Annotated in this window: 19 protein-coding genes; 8 read left to right on the top strand and 11 right to left on the bottom strand. The window is 59.4% G+C overall.

Annotated elements, in window-relative coordinates; genetic code table 11:
- Positions 1-3: 3 nt before the first annotated feature.
- The 4 genes from maiA to hppD are packed head-to-tail and all read right to left on the bottom strand — an operon-like array spanning position 4 to position 4,366.
- Positions 4-657 carry a maleylacetoacetate isomerase gene (gene maiA, locus IEX57_RS04370; RefSeq protein WP_229708700.1) on the bottom strand — a complete coding sequence of 218 codons (654 nt, stop codon included), beginning with the start codon at positions 655-657 and terminating at the stop codon, positions 4-6.
- A gap of 14 nt (positions 658-671) precedes the next feature.
- Positions 672-1,991 carry a fumarylacetoacetase gene (fahA, locus tag IEX57_RS04365; protein ID WP_188702695.1) on the bottom strand — a complete coding sequence of 440 codons (1,320 nt, stop codon included), beginning with the start codon at positions 1,989-1,991 and terminating at the stop codon, positions 672-674.
- 3 nt (positions 1,992-1,994) lie between these two features.
- A complete protein-coding gene (hmgA, locus tag IEX57_RS04360) occupies positions 1,995-3,299 on the bottom strand; it encodes a homogentisate 1,2-dioxygenase (RefSeq protein WP_188702693.1) in 1,305 nt (434 codons plus the stop codon).
- Between the two features lie 11 nt (positions 3,300-3,310).
- A complete protein-coding gene (gene hppD / locus IEX57_RS04355) occupies positions 3,311-4,366 on the bottom strand; it encodes a 4-hydroxyphenylpyruvate dioxygenase (protein WP_188702691.1) in 1,056 nt (351 codons plus the stop codon).
- 142 nt (positions 4,367-4,508) lie between these two features.
- On the opposite strand from hppD, the gene IEX57_RS04350 reads away from it, so the two are divergent.
- A complete protein-coding gene (locus tag IEX57_RS04350; RefSeq protein WP_188702689.1) occupies positions 4,509-5,405 on the top strand; it encodes a LysR family transcriptional regulator in 897 nt (298 codons plus the stop codon).
- Positions 5,406-5,578: 173 nt separating this feature from the next.
- Here IEX57_RS04350 and acnA read toward each other — a convergent pair whose 3' ends face one another.
- From acnA to IEX57_RS04335, 3 genes are all read right to left on the bottom strand, one after another.
- Positions 5,579-8,386: an aconitate hydratase AcnA gene (acnA, locus tag IEX57_RS04345; protein ID WP_188702687.1), complete on the bottom strand. Its 2,808-nt coding sequence runs from the start codon at positions 8,384-8,386 to the stop codon at positions 5,579-5,581.
- A 163-nt stretch (positions 8,387-8,549) separates the two neighbouring features.
- Positions 8,550-9,218 (bottom strand): NAD(P)H-dependent oxidoreductase, encoded by a 669-nt coding sequence (locus IEX57_RS04340; protein WP_188702685.1) that lies wholly within the window; start codon positions 9,216-9,218, stop codon positions 8,550-8,552.
- Positions 9,219-9,293: 75 nt separating this feature from the next.
- Positions 9,294-10,010, bottom strand: coding sequence for an SDR family oxidoreductase (locus IEX57_RS04335; protein WP_188702683.1), 717 nt, complete (start codon positions 10,008-10,010; stop codon positions 9,294-9,296).
- 123 nt (positions 10,011-10,133) lie between these two features.
- On the opposite strand from IEX57_RS04335, the gene IEX57_RS04330 reads away from it, so the two are divergent.
- Positions 10,134-11,048, top strand: a complete 915-nt coding sequence (locus IEX57_RS04330) for a LysR family transcriptional regulator (protein WP_188702681.1) — start codon at positions 10,134-10,136, stop codon at positions 11,046-11,048.
- On the opposite strand, the gene gcvA is transcribed toward IEX57_RS04330, so the two are convergent.
- A complete protein-coding gene (gene gcvA, locus IEX57_RS04325; RefSeq protein ID WP_188702679.1) occupies positions 11,045-11,926 on the bottom strand; it encodes a transcriptional regulator GcvA in 882 nt (293 codons plus the stop codon). The two genes, IEX57_RS04330 and gcvA, sit on opposite strands and share 4 nt — an antisense overlap.
- Positions 11,927-12,088: 162 nt before the next feature.
- Here gcvA and acnB point away from each other — a divergent pair, with 162 nt between their 5' ends.
- Positions 12,089-14,674, top strand: coding sequence for a bifunctional aconitate hydratase 2/2-methylisocitrate dehydratase (acnB, locus tag IEX57_RS04320; protein ID WP_188702677.1), 2,586 nt, complete (start codon positions 12,089-12,091; stop codon positions 14,672-14,674).
- 73 nt (positions 14,675-14,747) lie between these two features.
- On the opposite strand, the gene IEX57_RS04315 is transcribed toward acnB, so the two are convergent.
- Positions 14,748-15,572, bottom strand: coding sequence for a DUF2145 domain-containing protein (locus tag IEX57_RS04315; protein WP_229708699.1), 825 nt, complete (start codon positions 15,570-15,572; stop codon positions 14,748-14,750).
- A gap of 3 nt (positions 15,573-15,575) precedes the next feature.
- Entirely contained in the window at positions 15,576-16,043 is a 468-nt protein-coding gene (locus tag IEX57_RS04310; protein ID WP_188702676.1) for a hypothetical protein, read from the bottom strand.
- A gap of 244 nt (positions 16,044-16,287) precedes the next feature.
- On the opposite strand from IEX57_RS04310, the gene trhO reads away from it, so the two are divergent.
- Entirely contained in the window at positions 16,288-17,235 is a 948-nt protein-coding gene (gene trhO / locus IEX57_RS04305) for an oxygen-dependent tRNA uridine(34) hydroxylase TrhO (protein WP_188702674.1), read from the top strand.
- Positions 17,236-17,302: 67 nt separating this feature from the next.
- Here the strand turns inward: trhO and IEX57_RS04300 are convergent, their stop codons facing one another.
- Positions 17,303-17,797, bottom strand: a complete 495-nt coding sequence (locus tag IEX57_RS04300) for a YehS family protein (RefSeq protein WP_188702673.1) — start codon at positions 17,795-17,797, stop codon at positions 17,303-17,305.
- Between the two features lie 403 nt (positions 17,798-18,200).
- Between IEX57_RS04300 and IEX57_RS04295 the strand changes: the two genes are divergently transcribed.
- The 4 genes from IEX57_RS04295 to IEX57_RS04280 all read left to right on the top strand — a co-directional run bounded on the left by IEX57_RS04295 (position 18,201) and on the right by IEX57_RS04280 (position 22,990).
- Positions 18,201-19,265: an aromatic ring-hydroxylating oxygenase subunit alpha gene (locus IEX57_RS04295; protein WP_373285145.1), complete on the top strand. Its 1,065-nt coding sequence runs from the start codon at positions 18,201-18,203 to the stop codon at positions 19,263-19,265.
- 227 nt (positions 19,266-19,492) lie between these two features.
- On the top strand, positions 19,493-19,717 hold the full coding sequence (locus IEX57_RS04290; protein ID WP_188702669.1) for a hypothetical protein: 225 nt from the start codon (positions 19,493-19,495) through the stop codon (positions 19,715-19,717).
- Positions 19,718-19,852: 135 nt separating this feature from the next.
- Positions 19,853-21,658, top strand: coding sequence for an ABCB family ABC transporter ATP-binding protein/permease (locus IEX57_RS04285; RefSeq protein ID WP_188702667.1), 1,806 nt, complete (start codon positions 19,853-19,855; stop codon positions 21,656-21,658).
- A 354-nt stretch (positions 21,659-22,012) separates the two neighbouring features.
- Positions 22,013-22,990: an ABC transporter substrate-binding protein gene (locus tag IEX57_RS04280; protein ID WP_188702665.1), complete on the top strand. Its 978-nt coding sequence runs from the start codon at positions 22,013-22,015 to the stop codon at positions 22,988-22,990.
- Positions 22,991-23,050: the final 60 nt, after the last annotated feature.

Here is a 23,050-nt window from a genome sequence, read left to right as displayed (position 1 = left end):
GCATCAGGCGGCGTCAGGCTGTTGCTCTGGCGCCGCCGCAACAAACGCCGGCAAGGCCTGGCACTGTGCTTCAATGGCGAGTATCCGCGGCAGGCGGGTCAAATCGCAGCCAAAGCGGCGCGCGTTGAACAACTGCGGGATCAGGCAGCAATCGGCCAGCGTGGGCGTATCGCCAAAGCAGAACCGTGAAGCCGGGCGCTGCGCCAGATGCGCCTCAAACGCTGCCAGGCCAAGCTGCACCCAATGCTGGTACCAGGCCTGCTTTGCCGCATCGGTTGCACCCAGTTCGGCCTGCAGGTATTGCAATACGCGCAGGTTGTTTACCGGATGAATATCACACGCCACCGCCAGCGCCAGCGCGCGCACCCATGCGCGGTCTGCCGGTGCGGCGGGCAGCAGTGGCGGCGTCGGCACCAGCTCTTCCAGATACTCGATGATCGCCAATGACTGCGTGAGCGTGACCGCGCCATGGTGAAGCGTGGGCACCAGGCCTTCCGGATTGACGGCCAGATAATGACTGGCGCGCTGCTCGCCGCCGTTTCGCAATAAATGAACCGGCTCAATGCGATACGGCATGTTTTTCAGGTGCAAGGCAATGCGCACGCGGTAAGCGGCAGAGCTGCGGAAATACGAATAAAGCACCAGTTCATCGGCCATGATCGCACCTGTTTTCAGTCAAGCGCTGGCAGCAGCGTGCCACTACACAGGCCAAAACCAATGCTGACTGCGCCATCCGCCGCGCAACGCCCGCGCAGGATGACCTCATCGCCGTCTTGCAGGAAAGTGCGCGTTTCCCCGTTGGCCAGTGTCATTGGCTGCTTGCCGCCATGGGTCAGCTCCAGCAAAGAGCCGGCCTCGTGCGCCAGTGGCCCGGATTGCGTGCCGCTGCCCAGCAAATCACCCGCCTGCAAATTGCAGCCATTGATCGTGTGGTGCGCCACCATCTGCGCAATGCTCCAGTACGACTGCGCAAATTGCGACTGCCCCAGTCGTTGTGGCGGCAGGCCGGCTTGCCGCATCTGCGGCGTACAAATGGCCACTTCCAAAGCAATGCCGATGGCGCCGGCATCCCGATGCGCGGGCGAGTCCAGATACGGCAGCGGTTGCGGGTCATCCACCGCGCGCGCCCAGGGTTGCCGGAATGGCGCCAGCGCTTCCAGTGTCACCACCCAGGGCGAAATGGTGGTGGCGAAGTTCTTGGCCAGAAACGGGCCGAGCGGCTGGTATTCCCAGGCCTGAATATCCCGTGCCGACCAGTCATTCAACAGGCACAGACCAAAGACATGCTCGTCCGCGCGATCCAGCGCAATGCGCTGGCCGGCGGCGTTACCTTTGCCAATGAATACACCCAGCTCCAGTTCGTAATCCATGCGCCGGGCCGGGCCCAGTTCCGGCGTGGCTGCGCCAGCGGGCAGGGTTTGCCCCAGCGGGCGGGCAAATTGCTGGCCGGATATGCCAATGGATGAGGCTCTGCCGTGATAGCCGATCGGCACCCATTTGTAGTTGGGCAGCAGCGGATTATCCGGGCGGAACAGCGCGCCGACATGCGTGGCGTGGTGAATGGACGTGTAAAAGTCGGTGTAGTCGCCAATCTGTGCGGGCAGGGCGTATTCCACCGCAGACTGCGGCACCAGCGCGTCTGCCAGTACCGCAGCGGCGGGCGCGCCGGCGCGCAGCGCGCGGGATAACGCCAGGCGCAAGGCATGCCAGGCAGGCTGACCCAAGGTCATCAGCGCATTCAGCGTGCTTTGTCGGCAGGCGTTCTGGAGTTCCGGGTCTTTCAGTTCAGGCAGGCCGTCCACGCAAAGCGCATGCGTCAGATCAAGCACCTGATCGCCAATGGCGACGCCAATCCGCCATGCTTCGGTTGCGCCGGCACGCCGGAATACGGCATATGGCAGGTTCTGCAGCGGAAAATCCGTTTGTGGCCCATTGGCCGAGGCAACCCAGCTGCGCAGGGTCGGGTCGTGCGTTTCGTTGGTATTGAGCATGACTTAGCCTTGCGGATGAGTGGGGCCGGCAAACCGGCTGCGGACATCTGCCCAGCAATCCAGGTAATTGCGTTGCCGTTGCGGGCCGTTCAGGGCGTGATCGGTCAGCAGCATGGGCAGGCGCGTTTCAAACATGAATGCCATGGTGTCGGTGAGGTAATCAGTCTGGTGCGTATCGGCCTGCAATGCCCGCTCGACCGTGGCGGCATCCGGCCCGTGACCGGTCATGCACGGGTGCAGGCTGGCGCCGCCGGGCACAAATCCGCTGGCTTTGGCATCGTACCTGCCGTGAATCAGCCCCATGAACTCGCTGGCGACATTGCGGTGAAACCAGGGTGGCCGGAACGTGTCTTGCGCCACCAGTGCCCGTGGTGGAAACACCACGAAGTCGATCTGATCGACGCCCGGCGTGTCTGAAGGCGCTTGCAGGACCAGGAAAATTGACGGGTCCGGGTGATCAAAGCTCACCGACCCCAGCGTGTTGAAACGACGCAAGTCGTATTTGTACGGGGCGTGATTGCCGTGCCAGGCCACCACATCAAACGGCGAGCGCTGGAGTACGCCTTGCCACAGCTGCCCAAGGTAACGCGTGATCAACTGGATCGGCGCAGTGCGATCTTCAAACCACGCCACGGGGTAGAGGAAGTCCCGCGCGGCAGCAAGACCGTTGGCGCCGATCACCCCCAGATCAGGCAGGCGAAACGGCGCGCCAAAGTTCTCGCACACATAGCCGCGGGCGGTGTCTTCTGTTAGCTCAAGCAAAAAGCGGATGCCGCGCGGGATGACGACGATTTCTTGCGGTGCCACCTCCAGCAACCCCAGCTCTGTCACCACCCGCAGCGCGCCGTGCTGCGGCACGATCAGCATTTCCGCGTCGGCATTGCAAAACACGCGCTCGCTCATGCTCTGGTTGCAGGCGTACCAGTGAATGGCAAAACCGTGCTGCAGCGTGGCGCTGCCATTGCCGGCCACGGTGACAAGGCCATCCACAAAATCAACGGGCGTGGCGGGTATGAGGGGCGGGTCCCAGCGCATGGGTTCTGGTGGGGTGTCCGGGCGCAGGCTGGCGGTAAAGCGCGGCTGCGCATAGGGCTCGGCGCAGGGCTGGCCGACGCTGGGCCGTATCCGGTACAGCCAGCTGCGGCGGTTCTGGTGTCGCGGCGCGGTAAACGCCGTGCCGGAAATCTGCTCGGCGTACAGGCCGTACGGGCAATGCTGCGGCGAGTTGTGTGCCGGCAGCGCGCCGGGCAGGGCTTCGGTTTGCAGTTCACTGCCAAAGCCGGCCTGGTAGTGCAGCGTGTCGGTCATGGTGGCGACCATCAGATCACGCCGCGGCGGCGCTGGTCTTCTTCAATGGAATCGAACAGCGCTTTGAAATTGCCCTCGCCAAAACCTTCATTGCCCTTGCGCTGGATGATCTCGAAAAACAGCGGCCCGATCACGGTGTCGGTGAAAATCTGCAACAGCAGGTCTTCGTGGCCGCTTTTATCCATGGGTTCGCCGTCGACCAGAATGCGATTGCGCTGCAGTCGCGCCGTATCCTGGTGGTGATCCGGCAAGCGGCCGGGCAGTTGTTCGTAATACGTGTCGGGCGTATCCAGAAACCGCACGTCGTTCTCACGCAGTTGCTCTACGGCGCGGTAAATGTCGGATGTCGCCAGCGCAATATGCTGAATGCCTTCGCCGTGATGTAGTCGCAGGTATTCCGCAATCTGGCTTTTATCGTCGGCCGATTCATTGATCGGAATACGGATACGGCCACAGGGGCTGGTCATGGCGCGGGAGTGCAGCCCGGTTGATTTGCCCTTGATGTCGAAATAACGGATCTCGCGGAAGTTGAAGTAATCCGCATAGAAACTGGCCCACAAATCCATGTGGCCACGTTCGACATTGTGGGTCAGGTGGTCGATGCCGGTCAGTCCGACGCCGGCCGGGTGCTGATCCACGCCGGCAATGGGCCGAAAATCCACGTCGTAGATAGTCTGCTGGCCGTAACGGTCTACCAGGTAAACCAGTGCGCCGCCAATGCCTTCAATGGCCGGAATCTGCAATTCCATCGGGCCGGCGCCAGATTCAACCAGCTTCGCGCCTTTCTTTCTGAGTTCTTCCACCGCAAAGGCCGCATCCTTGACGCGCAAGGCAAAGGCGTTGGCGCTGGGGCCGTGGGTGGCGGTAAAGCGCGCGGCCTGGCTGGCCGGTTCGGCGTTCAGGATGAAATTGATGTCGCCCTGGCGATACAAGGTGACATTCTTGCGGCGGTGCCGGGCAATGGCGGTAAAGCCCAGCCGCTCAAACAGCGCGGCCAGTTCGGCCGGGTTGCTGGATGCGTATTCAACAAATTCAAAACCATCAGTACCCAGCGGGTTTTCCCACATCGTCTTGCCTCCAGGGTGGTTGGCGCCGGTTTTTGAGCGTCAGCTTGTGGCTGCGCTGTGCCGGTCGTGTATGGGTTTCATTTCAACCTGTGGCTGTCTATTATTCAAACGAATAATTTCAATCAATTATCAAGAAAAACTCATGAATATCACTTTGCGGCAATTGCGGGCGTTTCTGGCGGTTGCCCATCATGGCGGATTTACCGAAGCCGCGCGCGAGCTCAGCCTGACGCAGTCGGCATTAAGCTTGCTGGTAAAAGACCTGGAAACCGAAATCGGCTTCAAGCTGTTTGACCGTACAACCCGCCGCGTTGCCTTGTCGCAACCTGGCGCCGAGTTTTTGCCCGCCGCCCGGCAAATTTTTGACGACTTGCAAAGCGCGGTGCGCAGCGCCTCTGATCTGGCGACGCTGGAAAAAGGGCAGGTGCGTGCCTGTGCGCCGCAGGTGCTGGCGTGTACCTTGCTGGCGCCGGTGATTGCCCGTTATCAGCTAGATCACCCCAAGGTGCAACTCAAACTGGTCGATACCTTGCTGGAAGATATGCTGGAGCAGGTGGTCAGTGGCGAGGTGGATTTTGCCGTCGGGCCGGATCGCAAGAACGATGCGCACCTGGTCCGCACGCCTTTGTTCTGCAGTCCGTTTGCGGCCTGGTGCCGGGCGGGTCATCCGCTGGCCGGGTCTGGCCAGACCAGTTGGGCGCAGTTGCAGCAATGGCCGCTTATCATCATGGAGAGCGACTTTTCGTCGCGCCTGTTGCCTGAATTGCAGGGCGCACACCCGGGGTTGCAGCTCGCGCCGGCCTGGACGGTGGCTTATGTTACGTCCGGGCTGGGTCTGGCCGGTGCCGGGCTGGGTGTGGTGATTGCGCCGGATTATGTTGCCCCGCTGGCAGGGGCTTTCGGGCTGCAGCGCATTGCACTGGTTGAGCCAGCCTTGTCGCGGGAAATCTCGGTTTACCGCCGGCCGGATCGGTCGTTGTCGCCTGCGGCGGCGCGGTTTCTGGAAGTATTGACGCAAGTGGCGACTGAAAATCCGTGACGCCATTACAGGATGGTGGTCGACATTGTGTGACTTGCCGCAAAAATTCTGATGTTATCTATAAAAATATAATAAATTCAACATATTGAATGCACTTGTTTATGTTGTTTGAAAAGAAAAAACACCACAAAACAGGTGGTGTTTTTTCCTGGTGGCTTTGTGTGACTTGGCTGTTATTGCAGCAGACCCCGCAACACATACGGCAAAATGCCGCCGTGTTTGTAGTACTCCACTTCAATCGGCGTATCAATGCGGCACAGTACGTTCACCGTTTCCTTGCTGCCATTGGCGCGGGTGATTTGCAGTGTCAGGTCTTGCTGTGGTTTCAGTCCGTCGCCCACGCCCAGCACATCAAATGTCTCATCGCCCTTGAGTTGCAGACTCTGCGCCGAGTCCGCGCCCTTGAACTGCAATGGCAGTACCCCCATGCCGACCAGATTGCTGCGGTGAATGCGTTCGAAACTCTTCGCCGCCACTGCCTTCACGCCCAGCAGTAATGTGCCTTTGGCGGCCCAGTCCCGGCTTGAGCCCGTGCCGTATTCCTCCCCGGCAAAGACCATGGTCGGGATGTGTTGCGCCAGGTAATGCCGGGCTGCGTCATAGACGGTGGTCTGCTGGCCATCCAGCAGCGTGAAGCCGCCCTCGACGCGGCTGCCGTCTGCTTTGGGTGGCAACATCAGGTTCTTGACCCGCACATTGGCAAAGGTGCCGCGAATCATCACGTCATGATTGCCGCGCCGCGACCCATAGCTGTTGAAGTCTGGCCGGCTGACGCCACGTGCAACCAGATACTGGCCCGCCGGTGTTTTCTCGCCAAACGAACCCGCCGGGCTAATGTGATCGGTGGTGACCGAATCGCCCAGAATCAGCAGGGCCCGGGCGCCCTTGACCTCGCCAATGGCGCCGGGCTGCATGGCAAAGTCGTCAAAAAAGGGCGGTTGGGCAATGTAGCTTGAATCAGGCCAGCTATAGACTTGCCCTTTGGGCGCGGGAATGGCGTTCCACAAATCCAGGTCTTTGGTGAAATCGCTGTACAAGCGCCGGAAGACGTCCGGGTCCAGCGCGTATTTGAGCAAAGCGGCGATTTCTTCGCTGTCCGGCCAGATGTCTTTCAGATAAACCGGGTTGCCGTCTTTGCCATTGCCTAATGGCTCGTGGGTCAGATCAATATTGACGCGCCCGGCGATGGCAAAGGCCACCACCAGCGGCGGGCTGGCCAGGTAATTGGCGCGGATATTGGGGTGAATGCGCGCCTCGAAATTGCGGTTGCCCGACAACACGGCAGCGGCAATGACATCGTTTTTGGTGATGGCCTCGTTGAATTCGGGCGCCAGATCGCCCGCATTGCCAATACAGGTGGTGCAGCCATAGCCGGCCAGCGCAAAGCCCAGTTGTGCCAGCGGCTCCAGCAAACCGGCTTTGCTCAGGTACTCGGTCACGACCCGGGAACCGGGCGCAAGGCTGGTCTTGATATGCGGATCAACGCCCAGGCCTTTCTCGACTGCTTTTTTGGCAAGCAGGCCGGCCGCCAGCAAAACGCCGGGGTTGGAAGTGTTGGTGCAACTGGTGATGGCCGCGATCAAGACATCACCGTTGCCCAGATCGGTGCGGGCGTGGGGCGGTACGACGCGGCTTGATGTGGGATGGTTGCCGATCATTTCTGCCTTGTTGGCAGCAGAGCCTGCTTCATCCAGCAGATTGTCGGCGGCCGGGCTGGCCGGCACAAAACCAAGGCCGATGCGGCGCTTGAGGTCATCCGCTGTCTTGCCAAAGCCGTTTTCTGCCACTGGCGCGACAAACAGCGATTCAAATTTCTGCTTCATGTCCGGCAGCGCAATCCGGTCTTGCGGGCGCTTGGGGCCGGCCAGGCTGGGCGTGACGTCGTGCAGGTTCAGTTTGACCACGCGGGTGTAGTCAATCTGCCCGTGCGACGGCACGCCGAACAAACCCTGCGCCTTGAAATAGGCTTCAAACGTGGCGATTTCCTGCTCGGTACGGCCGGTGCCTTTAAGGTAGGCAATGGTTTTTTCATCTACCGGAAAAAAACCCATGGTCGCGCCATATTCCGGCGCCATATTGCCGATGGTGGCGCGGTCCACTACCGACAAACTGGCCGTGCCTTCACCAAAAAACTCAACAAACTTGCCGACCACTTTTTCTTTGCGCAGTAGCTCGGTCACAGTCAGCACCAGATCGGTGGCGGTCACGCCTTCGTGCAACTTGCCGGACAACTCCACGCCAATCACATCCGGCGTGAGGAAGTAAACCGGTTGCCCCAGCATGCCGGCCTCGGCCTCGATGCCGCCCACGCCCCAGCCCACGACGCCAACGCCATTGATCATGGTGGTGTGGCTGTCGGTGCCGACCAGAGAATCCGGGTAAACCATACCGTTCTTGATCTGCACGCCGCGGAACAGGTATTCCAGATTCACCTGGTGCACGATGCCGATGCCGGGCGGCACAACCTTGAACGTGTCAAAAGCCTGCATGCCCCATTTCATGAACTGGTAGCGCTCGGTATTGCGCTTGAATTCCATCTCCATATTCAGGCGCAGCGCATCGGGCGTGCCGTAGTAATCCACTTGCACCGAGTGATCCACCACCAGATCGACCGGCACCAGTGGCTCGACCACTTTGGGGTCTTTGCCCAGTTTGTCGGCCACGTTGCGCATGGCGGCAAGGTCGGCCAGTAGCGGTACGCCGGTGAAATCCTGCAGCACCACCCGGGCCACCACAAATGGAATCTCTTCGGTGCGCTGGGCTGTCGGCCCCCAGTTGGCCAGTTGCCGGACATGTTCTGTCGTGATTCTCTGGTCATCGCAATTGCGCAGGACGGATTCCAGCACAATGCGGATCGACACCGGCAGGCGGCCGATCGGCCCGACGCCGGCGCTTTCCAGGGCGGGCAGGCTGTAATACTGCAATGATTGGCCGTCGGCCGTTTTCAGGGTTTTGAGCGTGTGATGCAGGTCGTGCGGCATAAGGGAACTCCCGGGGCAGCAGGCACAAGCCAGTACGCATGCGACCGTCATTGGCACTGCAGGTTCGACGTGGTTACAAAACCATCTTTGGTCATGCTGCCGCAAAACCCAAGCCCGGATATGCGCCCTGGCCGGATGGCCGAGCGTCGGTCGTTCCCTGTGATCAATAGCGGCCAGCGCCGACCGGTTCTTCCTGTTCAATGCTGGCCAGGCGCGCTACCCATTCCTGCACCCAGGCCCGGCGTTGCTCCTGGCCCACTTTGGAGGCCGAGTAGTAAATCTGCGGCTTGAGTACATCAAAGCCGACGAATTCCAGCATGCCGCGCTGGATCGGGCGCAGTACGCCGTTGATGTCGCCGTTGGACCCGTCGGGTTTGTAGGCATCCGCCCCGGCTCCCGTGGTCACCGACAACAAAGCCCGCTTGCCGCGCAGCATGCCGTCTTCGTACATGTGGCCGTAACCATAAACGCTGCCCATGGCAAACACGCGATCCACCCAACCCTTAAGAATGGCCGGCACGCTGAACCACCACAGCGGAAACTGCCAGATCATCAGATCGGCCCATTTCAGTTTGGCGATCTCGGTGGCGATGTCCGGCGCAAAGCCGGCGTGCTCTGTGGCGTGCATTTCCTCAAATTGCAGTTTGAGAAAATCCGGATTCTTGACCGTCTCAAAATTGCGGCGGCTGGACACCGGGTCAAACTGCATGGCGTACAGGTCGCTTACCTGAACTTCATGTCCCAGTTCGGTCAGGGTTTTGACGGTGATGTCGCGCAGGGCGCCGTTAAAGCTATCGGGCTCAGGGTGAGCGTAAACCAGCAGGATTTTCATGATATTGCCTTTCATTTCAATGCTTTGAACAAACGGCCCGCCAATGCTTTGCTTTGGCAGAAGCGGGCCGGTTGTTTAGCGGGCGCCGCCGTCGATATCAATCAGCGCGCCAGCGGTAAAGCCGTTGGTGACAACAAACTCAATGGCCTGGGCGACTTCCTCAGAGGTGCCCGCGCGGCCCACGTGCAAGCCTTTGGTGATGTTTTCAAACAGGCCGCTTTTGGCTTCTGGCGAAAAATCGTCATAAACCGGCGTGTCGATCAGCCCTGGCGATACGACGTTCACGCGGATGGGTGCCAGTTCTTTGGCCAGCGCCTGACCCATTTGCGTGATCGCACCATTGACTGCGGCAAGGCCGGCGGTGCCGGCAATCGCCACGCGGGATGCCGCGCCAGAGAGCAGGGTGATTGAGCCGTCTTTGCGCAGGTGCGGCAGCGCGGCGCGGATGGCGCGCCAGTAGCCCAGCGCTTTTTGCTCAAACGCCTTGGCCAGTGCCGCGCCGTCGATATCGCGAATCGAGCCCCAGGCGGCACTGCTGGATGCAGTGATGATCAGGTGATCCACATGCCCCAGTCTGGTAAAGAGGCGGGTGAGCGAGGCCTCGTCAGAAAAATCCGCCGTGTAGGCGCCGGCCTTGCTGTCGATGTGTTTCAGGGCCTCATCCAGCCGGGCCTGATTGCGCCCGGCGATGATGACTTCCGCGCCCAGTGCGGCCAGGCGTTGCGCCGTAGCCAGACCCATGCCATTGCTGCCGCCAATAATCAGAACACGTTGATTTTGCAGATTTTTCATGATGATCTCCGGTGTCTCTCCCGCGTCTCGGGAAAGTGATGTCAGCATAAAACCGGGTCATGAATTCGTGAAATGGATTATTGTTATTCAAGGTATTCATTCAATGGATAGTTTGGTGAACTGATGCAACTGGCCCGGCTTGATCTGAACCTGCTTAAATCTCTGGATGTCTTGCTGGCGGAGTGCAATGTCACGCGCGCGGCGGGGCGGCTCAATTTGTCGCAGCCTGCGTTATCCAGTCAGCTCAAACAATTGCGGGCCTTGTTTGATGATCCCTTGCTGGTGCCGGGTGGCCCACGTGGCATGTTGCCAACACCGCGGGCATTGGCGTTGCAAGAACCGCTGCGGGACTATCTGGCGCAATTGATTGCGCTGGTGGCAGAACAAAAAGGGTTTGATCCCACAACAGCCACGCGCACCTGGCGGCTTGGTGCGTCAGATGCGGTGCATTCGGTGGTGGTGCCAGGCTTGCTGCGCCGCCTGCGCCAGTACGCGCCGGCATGCCGGCTGTCCTTGCTGCAGCCCACGCCCAATCTGTTGCTGGAAATGACCAGTAGCAACGAACTTGATCTGGTGCTGGCTTCGCAGCCGTCCATGCCGGAGCAACTCAAGCATCGCGAGTTATACAAGGAAAGCTTTGTCTGTGTGATGCGCAAAGATCATCCACTGGCCGGCAAACCGCTTGATCTGGATGCGTTCTGCGCGGCATCGCACCTGTTGTCGTCCCCGTCTGGCGGCAAGTTTTCCGGCATTGTGGATGACACGCTGGCGGCACTGGGGCGTAAACGGCATGTTGCGCTGTCGGTGCCCAGTTTTTTGCTGGTGCCCTCGCTGCTGGCCAATAGCGACTTGATCTCGACCGTGCCCTTGCACATGGCGCGCACCTGGCAGGATCGCATTACCTTGCTGGCGCCGCCGTGTGAAATCGCCGGGTTCTCCATGGAGATGGGCTGGCATCCGCGCAATCACGCCGACCCGGCCTTGCGTTGGCTGCGCGAACAGATCATGCAGGTGGTGGCAGAAGACCTGGCCGGCTAGGCCGCGACTGCCTCCAGCCACTGGCCGAACGCGCTGATGCCTGGGTCGTTCATCATCAGCCGCGGCACAATCCAGCAAAAACCGCGCACGGGCACCACGGGTGCGGGCAGGGCGATGACGAGTTTTCCGCTGTCGATCTCGGCCTGCATCATCGGCAGCGCACCCAGCGTTACCCCCAAACCGTTCATGGCTGCTTGCAAGGTGAAGTGAAAGTGATCGAACTGCAAGGTTGCCGCCGGCTTCAGATCTGGTACGCCGGCCAGGGTCAGCCAGCGCTGCCAGGCGGTCGGGCGCGTGTCGGCGTACAACAGCGTGTGGCGCGCCAGGTCTGCCGGGCGCTGGATGGGCAACTGTTTGAGCAGCATCGGGCTGCACAGCAAGACTTCGCGCTCTTCCAGAAACGGCTTGGCGACAAAGCCCGGCCAGTCGCCCGGCCCGCGGCGGATCGCCAGATCAAATGGCGTGTCGATCCGGCTGATGTCCCGGTCAGACGTCATGATGCGCAGATCAATGTCCGGATGCGCCGCCCTGAAGCCCGCCAGGCGCGGTAGTAGCCAGTGCAGGGCAAAAGTAGGGGTGGAGTTGATGGTCAGCCGGCGCTGGCGGTCTGGCTGCAACAGTTGCGCAGTGGCGCTGGAGATCAAATCCAGCCCGTCTTGTACCTGCACCAGATAGCGCCAGCCTGCGTCGGTCAGCTTGACGCGACCACCGGCGCGCTCAAATAGCTGAACATTCAGCCATTCTTCCAGTTGCTTGATCTGCTTGCTCACAGCGCCGTGCGTCACAAACAGCTCGTTTGCGGCGGCGGAAAAGCTTTCCAGGCGGGCTGCAGACTCGAAAGCGCGCAGTGCGTTCAGGGGCGGGAGGGCTTGGCTCATGTTGTGAGTATATCTCACAAGCCGTGTAGCGATTACTCGTTTGAACCGCAGGGTTATTGCGCGTATTCTGCCACGCAGAACGGTTGTCAGACTCTGCGAAATTCCTGAGCGCAACCGTACCGTCCGGTTTTTTGCGGCACCCTTACCATCAGGAAGAACACCATGCTTGAAGCCTATCGTCAGCACGTCGCAGAACGCGCCGCGCTCGGCATTCCGCCGTTGCCCCTGACTGCTCAGCAAACTGCTGACCTGGTCGCATTGCTTCAGAACCCGCCTGCTGGCGAAGAAGCCTTTCTGGTTGACCTGATTACGCATCGCGTACCGCCGGGCGTGGATGATGCCGCCAAGGTGAAGGCCGCTTTCCTGGCTGCCGTGGCCCAGGGCAAGGATTCCTGTGCACTGATCAGCCGCGCCAAGGCTGTTGAACTGCTGGGCACCATGCTGGGCGGTTTCAACATCAAGCCGATGATCGACCTGCTGGGCGATGCCGAAGTCGGCACCGTGGCGGCAGAAGGTCTGAAAAAGACCCTCTTGATGTTCGATTACTTCCATGACGTGAAAGAGCTGGCCGATGCCGGCAATGCCAACGCCAAGGCTGTGATCCAGAGCTGGGCTGATGCCGAATGGTTCACCAGCCGTCCGGAAGTGCCGCAATCGGTGACGCTGACCGTATTCAAGGTCACTGGCGAAACCAATACCGATGATCTGTCGCCGGCGCCGGATGCCTGGTCGCGCCCGGATATCCCGCTGCACGCGCTGGCCATGCTCAAGAACACCCGTGATGGCATTACGCCGGAAGAAGACGGCAAGCGCGGCCCGATCGCTTTCTTGCAAGACCTGGCCGCCAAGGGTCACCCGGTGGCCTATGTGGGCGACGTGGTCGGCACCGGCTCCAGCCGCAAATCCGCCACCAACTCCGTGCTGTGGTGGACGGGCGAAGATATCCCGTTCGTCCCGAACAAGCGCTTTGGCGGTTACTGCCTCGGCGGCAAGATCGCCCCGATCTTCTTCAATACGCAAGAAGACTCCGGCGCGCTGCCGATTGAAGTGGATGTCTCGCAACTGAATATGGGCGACGTGATCGAACTGCGTCCGTACGAAGGCAAGGTCCTGAAAAACGGCGCTGCCGTGGCCGAATTCAAGGTCAAGTCTGACGTGCTGTTTGACGAAGTGCGCGCTGGCGGCCGCATCAACCTGATCATTGGCCGTGGCCTGACCGCCAAGGCACGTGAAGCACTGGGTCTGCCGGCCTCTGCGCTGTTCCGTCTGCCGCAAGCACCGGCCGCATCGACCAAGGGCTTCACCCAGGCGCAGAAGATGGTTGGCCGCGCATGTGGCCTGCCGGAAGGCCAGGGCGTGCGTCCGGGTACGTACTGCGAACCGCGCATGACTTCGGTCGGCTCGCAAGACACCACCGGCCCGATGACCCGTGACGAACTGAAAGACCTGGCTTGCCTGGGTTTCAGCGCCGATCTGGTCATGCAATCGTTCTGCCACACTGCAGCGTACCCGAAGCCGGTTGACGTCAAGACCCACCACGAACTGCCGGAATTCATCCGCAACCGTGGCGGCGTGTCGCTGCGCCCGGGCGATGGCGTGATCCACAGCTGGCTGAACCGCATGCTGCTGCCCGATACCGTCGGCACCGGTGGCGATAGCCACACCCGTTTCCCGATCGGTATTTCTTTCCCGGCTGGCTCTGGTCTGGTGGCGTTTGGCGCCGCGACTGGCGTGATGCCACTGGACATGCCGGAATCCGTGCTGGTGCGCTTCAAGGGCGAACTGCAACCGGGCGTCACCCTGCGTGACCTCGTGAACGCCATTCCGCTGTACGCCATCAAGGCCGGTCTGTTGACCGTCGCCAAGGCCGGCAAGAAGAACATCTTCTCGGGCCGCATTCTGGAAATCGAAGGCCTGCCGAATCTGAAAGTTGAGCAAGCGTTCGAACTGACCGATGCTTCGGCAGAGCGCTCCGCTGCGGGCTGCTCAGTGCGTCTGGATAAAGCCCCGATCATCGAATACCTCAATTCGAACATCGTGCTGCTCAAATCCATGATCACCAACGGCTATGGCGATGCCAAGACCCTGGGTCGCCGTATCAAGGCCATGGAAGCCTGGCTGGCCAACCCGAACCTGATTGAACCGGATGCCGACGCTGAATACGCTGCCGTGATCGAAATTGATCTGGCCGACGTAAAAGAGCCGATCCTGGCCTGCCCGAACGACCCGGATGACGTGAAGGTGTTGTCTGAAGTGGCCGGCACCAAGATCGACGAAGTGTTCATTGGCTCGTGCATGACCAACATCGGTCACTTCCGTGCCGCCGGCAAGCTGCTGGAAGGCAAGCGCGATATCCCGGTCAAGCTGTGGATCGCCCCGCCGACCAAGATGGACGCCCAGCAACTGACCGAAGAAGGCTACTACGGCACCTTCGGCACCGCCGGTGCCCGCACCGAAATGCCGGGCTGCTCGCTGTGCATGGGTAACCAGGCGCAAGTGCGTGAAGGTGCAACCGTGGTCTCGACCTCGACCCGCAATTTCCCGAACCGTCTGGGCAAGAACACCAACGTGTTCCTGTCCTCCGCCGAACTGGCCGCCATCGCCTCGCGCCTGGGTCGCCTGCCGACCGTGGCCGAATACATGGCCGACATGGGCGTGATCAACGAGAAGGGCGTTGAAGTGTATCGCTACCTCAACTTCAACCAGATCGAAAGCTATCAGGCTGAAGCAGAAAAGGCTTCGGTCTGATCAGGTGATGGTCTGAAAGAAAAAGCCGGCTGATGTAGCCGGCTTTTTTATTGGGTGCTCCTCTACAGGGGCATTAGTTCGCCGTCTGAACCAATCCCTTGGCGATAACCTCGCGTTCGGTCTGCTCCATATTCATGGATTTCATGAATTGGCGAATGGATTCTACTGTGACGACATCAATCAACCCCGCCGCACGGCGATCGCCCGGTTGTCCGTCAAACGCGATATTGGCCTTGAACATGCGTCCGCCCAAGCGTTTGAACATGCCAATTTCGAGCGTACCAGGCTGGTAGCCGTTGGCCTTGAGCCAGGCTTGCGCGCGATCACGGGTATTGATGCGATCACCGCCGACGGCCTCAGCTATCAATTCCAGCGGCCATTGGTTGGAGTTCTGATGAGCAGTTGAGAAGGGGTACGCCACGACGCTGTAACTCGGATCATGCATGCGATTCATGGAGCCAGGGTTATTAATCAGCGCCCATACCGCTTGCTGCGTTTTTTCGTCCGGAACCATGATCAACGAATCAAACGAGAACATGTCATCCAGAAAAAAATTGCCCAGACCCTCGTGCCACAGACCGGACGTGGCCGTGCCACAGTCGTTCAGCAAATGGGTGACGCGCCATGGTTGATCCGGTGCTGAACGGGACACGAACCCCAGGTGCGAATACCGAAGCCCATACGCCGATAGATCCTGCCCAACACGCCCGATCAGTGCGACGCGAGGCTGTAGTTCATCCAGCACATTAGAAAGCTGAAGCCCGGTTTCAAGGGCATTGCGAAGTACAGTGCCGTCAACCGGCTTGTCCGAGCAGGTTTGTCCAGCCAGGGACTGGCCACACAGTAGGGCTGCCATAAAGCCGGAAACAACTGAGCGATAGAGCAAGTTCAATCGCATGGGTTATTTCCCCGCAGTTGCGGGCGTGCTTGTGTCGTTCGAAACAGGGGTGTGCTCGAGCAATGAAGCCCCAACTGCGTTGGGTACGAAGGCGAGAATCTGTCCGGAATACATCAGCGAATATCCGGTGGCCTCGGAGACTGCAGTCATGGATTGGCCAACAGCGACGCCAAGTTTCTGGACGGCCTTAGTGGAGATGGCAAATGTGGCCTTGCTGCCATCTTTCGCATTCTGGACCGATACTTCGGTGACATCATCGGCGCCCATCGCCAGTCCGATGACAATCAGCGCCGCACCAGCCACACTTTCTGCGGATGCTTCAAGTGGGCGACCCTCTATCGACGTGACGGATGCCTTTCCACTGCCGTCGAATCCAGAGCGAATTGTTTCGGAGGCATCTTTGGCCAGGGATGCAGTAGAAGAGAGACTCAAAGCCAGGATAACCAGCGTGGTCAAAAGGGGCTGTTTCATGAGGATGCTTCCTTCGGCGTTGGAGAAGGCAAATCGTCAGGCCAACGTCACGGTCATCCAACCCAAATAACAGCAATAGACAATACGGACCTCAGGGTGAAATCCGCAGAAATGCACAGGCTTTCTTTTTTTGAAATTGAATTGAATCCTTTTGATTCAAGGAGTAAATTGCGCGCTCGCGGAAAAAACATCCGCTTTTTCAACGGGTCCGCCCTTTACGTGGGCGACCACCTGGAGTTTTGCAATGTCTGAACAAACCGCGCAGCCGATCGTGGTGGCTGCGCTATACAAATTTGTCACCCTGACTGATTACGAAGCCCTGCGCGAGCCCTTGCGCCTGTGCATGGAAGAGCTGGGTGTAAAGGGAACGCTGTTACTGGCCGAGGAAGGCATCAACGGCACGGTGTCGGGTACGCGTGAGGCGATTGATGGCCTGCTGGCGTGGCTGAAGCAAGATCCGCGCATGGTGGATGTTGACCACAAAGAGTCGTACTGCGACGAGCAGCCGTTCTATCGCACCAAGGTCAAGCTCAAAAAAGAGATCGTGACGCTGGGTGTGCCGGGGGTGGACCCGAACAAGCAGGTGGGCACTTACGTTGAGCCGCAAGACTGGAATGCCATCATTGCTGATCCGGAAGTGCTGGTCATCGACACCCGCAACGATTACGAAGTGGCTGTCGGTACGTTTGAGCGCGCCATGGATCCGGCCACCAAAAGCTTTGGTGAGTTTCCGGATTACGTCAAAGCCAATTTCGACCCCGCAAAGCACAAGAAAGTCGCGATGTTCTGCACGGGCGGCATCCGCTGCGAGAAAGCCTCCAGCTACATGCTGGGCGAGGGCTTTGAAGAGGTCTATCACCTCAAGGGCGGTATTCTGAAGTATCTGGAAACCGTGCCGGAAGAAGAGTCGCTGTGGAAAGGCGAGTGCTTCGTGTTCGACAATCGCGTGACCGTGCGGCACGACTTGTCTGAGGGCGATTACGAACTGTGTCACGCTTGCCGCGAGCCGGTGTCGGTGGAGGAACGCAAGTCTGCGCACTATGTGCCCGGCATCAGTTGCCCGCGCTGCTGGGATACGCTGAGCGAGAAAACCCGCGCTGGCGCCCGCGAACGCCAGAAGCAGATTGAACTGGCGAAAAAGCGCAACCAGCCCAATCCGCTGGGGCGCAAAGTGGTGCGCGAGGAAGACTGAACGCACTTGCCAACAAAAAAGCCCGTCATGACGACGGGCTTTTTTGTTGTTACCGCAGGCGGATTTATCAATCCTCGGCCGGTCGGGCGGCCGCCTGGGGTTGATTGCGCACCCATTGCGTCAGCCCGCGCATGAAATTGCGCAAAAGCTGATCACCACACGCGCGATAGTTTTTCTGGCCCTCCTTGCGGAACAGTGCCGATAGCTCGGGTCGGGAGACTTCAAAGCCGGCCAGCTTGAGTACGGCGTGCATGTCTTCTTCTTTAAGTTCAAACGCCACGCGCAACTTCTTGAGCACGATGTTGTTGGTGACTGAAGATTCAATCTGCTGCGGCGGGCGGGTGTCGTCGCGGCCGCGGCGGTAGATCACAAGGCCGTTCAGAAAGTGCGCCATGGGCAGGTCGGGGCAGGGGGTGAAATCGGCCTCGTCTTCTTTCAGCAGCCACAAGGCAACCTTGTCCAGCGTGACCTTCATGCCGCCCAGGTCAAAAATGGCGGCCAGTTGCGGTTCGCTCAGATCCAGCATGTAGCGCACGCCGCGCAGGATATCGTTGTGGTTCATGTCCGGATTATTCCTTCAAATCAGTGCCCTGCGCCGTGCGTTGTGCTGCGGCGCATTCAGGGGAAACGCCGCATTGTACCTGTCTGGCCACGACAAGCATGCACTCAGGGGTTGACGTTGTCATGTCAGACGCGCGGTCGGGATTGTTCTGCGTTAAACAAATTCCTGATTTTTCTTGCGTTTTCGGCGCGATGACACTTGCGTAACACCCCTGTTACGGGCAGAATCGCCCCTCTTGTGGCTCGGGGTGGTCTGCCCCGAATTTTTCAATGCTTGATGGCTTGCCCACCCATCCGCTGCGCACTTTGCGTCAGCAAAGTGGCAAGACGTCTTAGACCTTCTAGCCCAGGGGGTGTGGGATATTATGAATATTCTGGCTACGGCTGCGTCCTTGCAGCTGGATATGTCCTCTCAGTTGCCGATCTCGGCATACTTCGACGAAACCCTGTACCAGCGCGAGCTTGAACTCCTGTTTGAGCGTGGCCCCAAGTACATTGGTCATGAACTGATGGTGCCGGAAACGGGTGATTACCACGTTCTGGAAAACACTAACGGCGCGCGCTATCTCAAACGTACGGCCACCAGCGTCAAAGCGCTCTCCAACGTCTGCCGGCACCGCCAGGCACTGATGCTGGAAGGTCGCGGCAATGGCTCGCATACCGTGTGCCCGCTGCATCGCTGGACCTACAACAACGACGGTCATTTGCTGGGCGCGCCGCATTTTGACGGCAATCCCTGTCTGCACCTGCCGGAAACGGAACTGGTGAACTGGAACGGCCTGTTGTTTGAAAAAAATGGCCGCGACATCGAAGGTGACCTGAAGAATCTGGGGGTCGCCAAAGATCTGGATTTCTCCAGTTACGTGTTCCACAGCGTCTCGGTGGACGAATATGAAGGCAACTGGAAAACCTTCATTGAGGTCTATCTGGAGGACTACCACGTTGAACCGTTCCACCCCGGTCTGGGCAAGTTTGTCACTTGCGATGACCTGAGGTGGGAGTTTGGTGACTGGTATTCTGTGCAGACGGTGGGCGTGCACAATGCACTGGCCAAGCCAGGCTCACGCACGTACCAGAAGTGGCACGAAGAAGTCCTGCGCTACAACAATGGCAAGCAGCCGCCGTATGGCGCGATCTGGCTCACGTATTACCCGAACGTGATGGTGGAATGGTATCCGCACACGCTGGTGATCTCGACCCTGATCCCGACTGGCCCGCGCAGTTACAAAAACGTGGTGGAGTTCTACTACCCGGAAGATATCGCCTACTTTGAGCCTGAGTTTGTCGAGGCTGAACAGGCGGCGTATCAGGAAACCGCGGTAGAAGACGGTGAAATCATCCGTCGCATGGAACAAGGCCGTGAGGCGTTGCATGCGGCCGGTCGCAATGAAGTGGGCCCGTATCAGTCGCCCATGGAAGACGGCATGCAGCACTTTCACCGTTTCTTGCGTCGCGAACTGGGCATGTAACAGCCGGCATTCGCCGCACCGCCGCCCGAAAACCCGCCTTCTGGCGGGTTTTCTTTTTGGGGTGCTGCCCTGAGCACGGCGGCATCGGCATTGTCTGACGCCGAATCATGCTCTGTCTGGCATGTCCATGGCGCAGACACCGGCACTGACGGGCAAGGCGGCGGGGTAAGGTGTGAGTGTGTCCTCATAAAGGACGCATTTGACGTCACAGCATAAAGGAGATCGTCATGAAAAAGGCAATCATTACGGCCTGCACCTTCGCCGCTGCCCTGGTGGCCGGCTCCGCACTGGCGGGTGGCGCAACCGGCGAACATCCGTACCGCAACGGGGTAATGGATAATTCGCCCGCGTTTTACTCGCACATGCAAGATAGAACCAATAGCGATAATCTGGGCCTGACCCAGCCGACCGCAACCGGCACCGACTCTTCGTCCGGCACGACGAGCCAGTAAATACGCTGCGTGACTGCGATGGCCCGGCAACCTTTTGCCGGGCCATCGTCATATTGAGGGTGGACGGCGCGCTGCGCGCCTTGTGTTTGTGCGGGTTCGGCCATATGTTGTGCTGATCAAACCCGGCCCACACCCATGAAACCCGACTCGCAACCTGCGGTACCCCGTAACGACTGGCAAACACTCGGCACGCTGCTGCCGTATCTGCTCAAATACAAAACCCGCGTGATCGTGGCCATGGTATTGCTGATTGCAGCCAAGGTGGCCAACGTGGGCGTGCCGCTGGTGCTCAAGGGCATTGTTGATCATCTGGATGGCAGCAAGGGGCCGCTGGTGCTGCCACTGGCGCTGGTCGGTGCGTATGGCTTGCTGCGCTTGTGTTCGTCGGTTTTTGGCGAAATGCGTGACGCGGTGTTTGCCAAGGTCACCCAGGGCGCCATCCGGCGGGTGGCGTTGCAGGTGTTCGATCATCTGCACGCGTTGTCTTTGCGCTTTCATCTGGAACGCCAGACAGGTGGCATGAGCCGGGATGTTGATCGCGGCACCAAGGGCATTGCGTTCCTGCTCAATTTCACGCTGTTCAATATCTTGCCGACGCTAGTGGAAATCTTCCTCGTGGCCGGCGTTTTGCTGAAGAAATACGACTGGTATTTCGCCGCCATCACCTTTGGCACTATCGTGATCTATATCGCCTTCACCCTGGGCGTAACCGAGTGGCGCATGGTGTTCCGCCGCACCATGAACAATATGGATTCCGAAGCCAGTACCCGCGCGGTCGACAGTCTGTTGAACTACGAGACGGTCAAATATTTCGGCAATGAGCGCTGGGAGTCAGACCGCTACGACAAGAGCCTGATGAAGTGGGAAGCCGCCGCCGTCAAAAACCAGGTGTCGCTGTCGTTTCTTAACGCGGGGCAGGCCGGGATCATTGCGCTGGGCGTTTCTGCGCTGGTTGGTCTGGCCGCGCAGGAAGTGGTGACGGGCAAGATGACGCTGGGTGATCTGGTGCTGGTGAATGCCTTCTTGCTGCAGTTGTACGCGCCGCTCAACTTCCTGGGGTTTGTTTACCGCGAAATCAAGCATTCGCTGGCCGACATGGAAAAAATGTTCAGCCTGCTGGGCCAGAACGCCGAAGTCAAAGACGGGCCCGATGCCTTGCCGTTGCAAGCGCAACGCGCCAATGTGCGCTTTGAAAATGTGGATTTCGGCTACGAGGGCAATCGCCAGATTCTGCATGGCGTTTCATTTGAAGTGCCGGCCGGGCACACGGTGGCGGTGGTTGGTAGTTCAGGCGCCGGCAAGTCGACACTGTCGCGCCTGCTGTACCGTTTTTATGATGCCAGCAGCGGCAGCATCAGCATTAACGGGCACGATCTGCGGGCATTAACCCAAGGGTCATTGCGCCAGCATATTGGCATCGTCCCGCAAGATACCGTCCTGTTCAACGACACCATCTATTACAACATTGCCTATGGCCAGCCCGGTGCCACGCGCGAGGAAGTGATCGATGCGGCCCGTTCTGCGCATATTTACGATTTCATCATGAGCCTGCCGGATGGCTTTGACACGATGGTTGGCGAGCGCGGGCTTAAATTGTCTGGCGGTGAAAAACAGCGCGTGGCCATCGCCCGGACCATCCTCAAAAACCCGCCGATCCTGATTTTTGATGAAGCCACCTCGGCGCTGGATTCGAAAACCGAGCGCAGCATTCAGGCCGAACTCAAAGAGATTTCGGCCAACCGCACCACGCTGGTGATCGCCCACCGCCTGTCGACCATTGCCGACGCCGATGAAATCCTGGTCATGGAAGCGGGGCGAGTAGTCGAGCGCGGGCATCATCGCGCACTGCTGGCGGCCAACGGCGTTTATGCGCGGTTGTGGGCCATGCAGCAGCATGAGGCAGAACTCGCACCCAGCGACAAACCGGTCGACGCAATCTGACCTGGCTTGACCTCATCCAGAACGGCGCCATGCACTGCAGGCGCCGTTTTTCATGCTGCGGCACACCATTGACCTTGCGCCAATGCGTGCATATAGATAAGGGCAAGGTTGCCCGGCGCACGGCGTCATCCGTCCGGGCAATCCGACAACAGAAGACACTGGAAAACCGGCTCCCCCTGGGGTGCCAGCATGCTGTGGCCAGAAGCCCCAAGCACCAGCGGCCGCACTATGTACGACCCTGCACACGGTACAGATTGCCCGCGCCAGATTGTTACGGCGCTGCACTGGCCGTACCAGACGCCGCCTTTCCATGCCTTTCGCTCTGGCAATGCCAACTTGTGGAGTGATACCGGTATGACTACGCGCAGAACCCTTCTGAAACTGTCTGTTGCCACCATCGCCGCCGGCCTTGTCGCCGCGCATACCTGGGCCGATGCCACCAAACCGGTGATCGCGCTGCTGCCAGGCGTGGTGGACCCGTTCTATTTCACCATGCACCGTGGCGCCGAAAAGGCCGCCAAGGAAGAGGGCGTGGAGTTGCTGTTTCAGGTGCCCAAGTCCTGGAATACCACCGAGCAAGTGCCGATCCTGAAGGCGTTTATCGCCAAAAAACCGGATGTGCTGCTGGTGTCGCCGGTAGACAAACAGCAATTGATCCAGCCGCTGAAAGAAGCCGCGGATGCCGGCATCAAGGTCATTACGGTCGATACCTATATTGGCGATGGCAAATACCAGACCGGCAAGGGCGATGCTGACTTCCCGCTCTCGTACATTGCCTCGGACAACACGGAAGGCGGGCGCATTGCCGCGCGGGCGCTGGCCAAGGCCATTGGCGACAAGGGCGAGGTTTACTGTGAGGACAACAAGCCCGGCATCTCCAGTACTGACGCGCGCGTTGATGGCTTTCTGGAAGAGATGAAAAAACACCCGAATATCAAGGTGCTCGACACCCAGTACAACGAGGACGACGCCAACAAGGCGGCCGCACATATTGCAGCCATTCTGGCGCGTAATCCCAATCTGGCCGGGGTGTTTGGCGCCAATACGTTCTCTGGCAAGGGCGCGGCAGAAGGCGTCAAGAAAGCCGGCAAGAGCGGCAAGATCAAGGTGGTGGTGTTTGATGCGGTGCCGGGCATTGATCAGGACATCAAGAGCGGTCTGGTGGATATCGCCATCGCCCAGAAACCGGCCGAAATGGGCTATTACGGCGTGAAATATGGCGCTGATGCCGCCCGCGGCAAGAAAATTCCGGCACAAAAGGGCACGGGCTTTGTGGTGCTGGATAAATCCAATATTGATGGCGACGGCAAGCAGTACATCTATTCCAACTGATCTGGCCGCTACGGCCCTTTGCGGCTGGCGTCATGCCTGGCGCCAGCCCTGTCTGCCTTG

Origin of the sequence: Silvimonas iriomotensis (genome assembly GCF_014645535.1) — a bacterium.
GTDB classification, from domain to species: domain Bacteria; phylum Pseudomonadota; class Gammaproteobacteria; order Burkholderiales; family Chitinibacteraceae; genus Silvimonas; species Silvimonas iriomotensis.
The sequence above is the reverse complement of the archived record's forward strand: the minus strand, read 5'-3'. Positions and strand labels throughout refer to the sequence as shown.

What these genes read in the sequence shown, in the direction of transcription:
- maiA (WP_229708700.1), bottom strand. Translation starts at nt 657, where the DNA reads ATGGCCGATGAACTGGTGCTTTATTCGTATTTCCGCAGCTCTGCCGCT.
- fahA (WP_188702695.1), bottom strand. Translation starts at nt 1,991, where the DNA reads ATGCTCAATACCAACGAAACGCACGACCCGACCCTGCGCAGCTGGGTT.
- hmgA (WP_188702693.1), bottom strand. Translation starts at nt 3,299, where the DNA reads ATGACCGACACGCTGCACTACCAGGCCGGCTTTGGCAGTGAACTGCAA.
- hppD (WP_188702691.1), bottom strand. Translation starts at nt 4,366, where the DNA reads ATGTGGGAAAACCCGCTGGGTACTGATGGTTTTGAATTTGTTGAATAC.
- IEX57_RS04350 (WP_188702689.1), top strand. Translation starts at nt 4,509, where the DNA reads ATGAATATCACTTTGCGGCAATTGCGGGCGTTTCTGGCGGTTGCCCAT.
- acnA (WP_188702687.1), bottom strand. Translation starts at nt 8,386, where the DNA reads ATGCCGCACGACCTGCATCACACGCTCAAAACCCTGAAAACGGCCGAC.
- IEX57_RS04340 (WP_188702685.1), bottom strand. Translation starts at nt 9,218, where the DNA reads ATGAAAATCCTGCTGGTTTACGCTCACCCTGAGCCCGATAGCTTTAAC.
- IEX57_RS04335 (WP_188702683.1), bottom strand. Translation starts at nt 10,010, where the DNA reads ATGAAAAATCTGCAAAATCAACGTGTTCTGATTATTGGCGGCAGCAAT.
- IEX57_RS04330 (WP_188702681.1), top strand. Translation starts at nt 10,134, where the DNA reads ATGCAACTGGCCCGGCTTGATCTGAACCTGCTTAAATCTCTGGATGTC.
- gcvA (WP_188702679.1), bottom strand. Translation starts at nt 11,926, where the DNA reads ATGAGCCAAGCCCTCCCGCCCCTGAACGCACTGCGCGCTTTCGAGTCT.
- acnB (WP_188702677.1), top strand. Translation starts at nt 12,089, where the DNA reads ATGCTTGAAGCCTATCGTCAGCACGTCGCAGAACGCGCCGCGCTCGGC.
- IEX57_RS04315 (WP_229708699.1), bottom strand. Translation starts at nt 15,572, where the DNA reads ATGCGATTGAACTTGCTCTATCGCTCAGTTGTTTCCGGCTTTATGGCA.
- IEX57_RS04310 (WP_188702676.1), bottom strand. Translation starts at nt 16,043, where the DNA reads ATGAAACAGCCCCTTTTGACCACGCTGGTTATCCTGGCTTTGAGTCTC.
- trhO (WP_188702674.1), top strand. Translation starts at nt 16,288, where the DNA reads ATGTCTGAACAAACCGCGCAGCCGATCGTGGTGGCTGCGCTATACAAA.
- IEX57_RS04300 (WP_188702673.1), bottom strand. Translation starts at nt 17,797, where the DNA reads ATGAACCACAACGATATCCTGCGCGGCGTGCGCTACATGCTGGATCTG.
- IEX57_RS04295 (WP_373285145.1), top strand. Translation starts at nt 18,201, where the DNA reads ATGTCCTCTCAGTTGCCGATCTCGGCATACTTCGACGAAACCCTGTAC.
- IEX57_RS04290 (WP_188702669.1), top strand. Translation starts at nt 19,493, where the DNA reads ATGAAAAAGGCAATCATTACGGCCTGCACCTTCGCCGCTGCCCTGGTG.
- IEX57_RS04285 (WP_188702667.1), top strand. Translation starts at nt 19,853, where the DNA reads ATGAAACCCGACTCGCAACCTGCGGTACCCCGTAACGACTGGCAAACA.
- IEX57_RS04280 (WP_188702665.1), top strand. Translation starts at nt 22,013, where the DNA reads ATGACTACGCGCAGAACCCTTCTGAAACTGTCTGTTGCCACCATCGCC.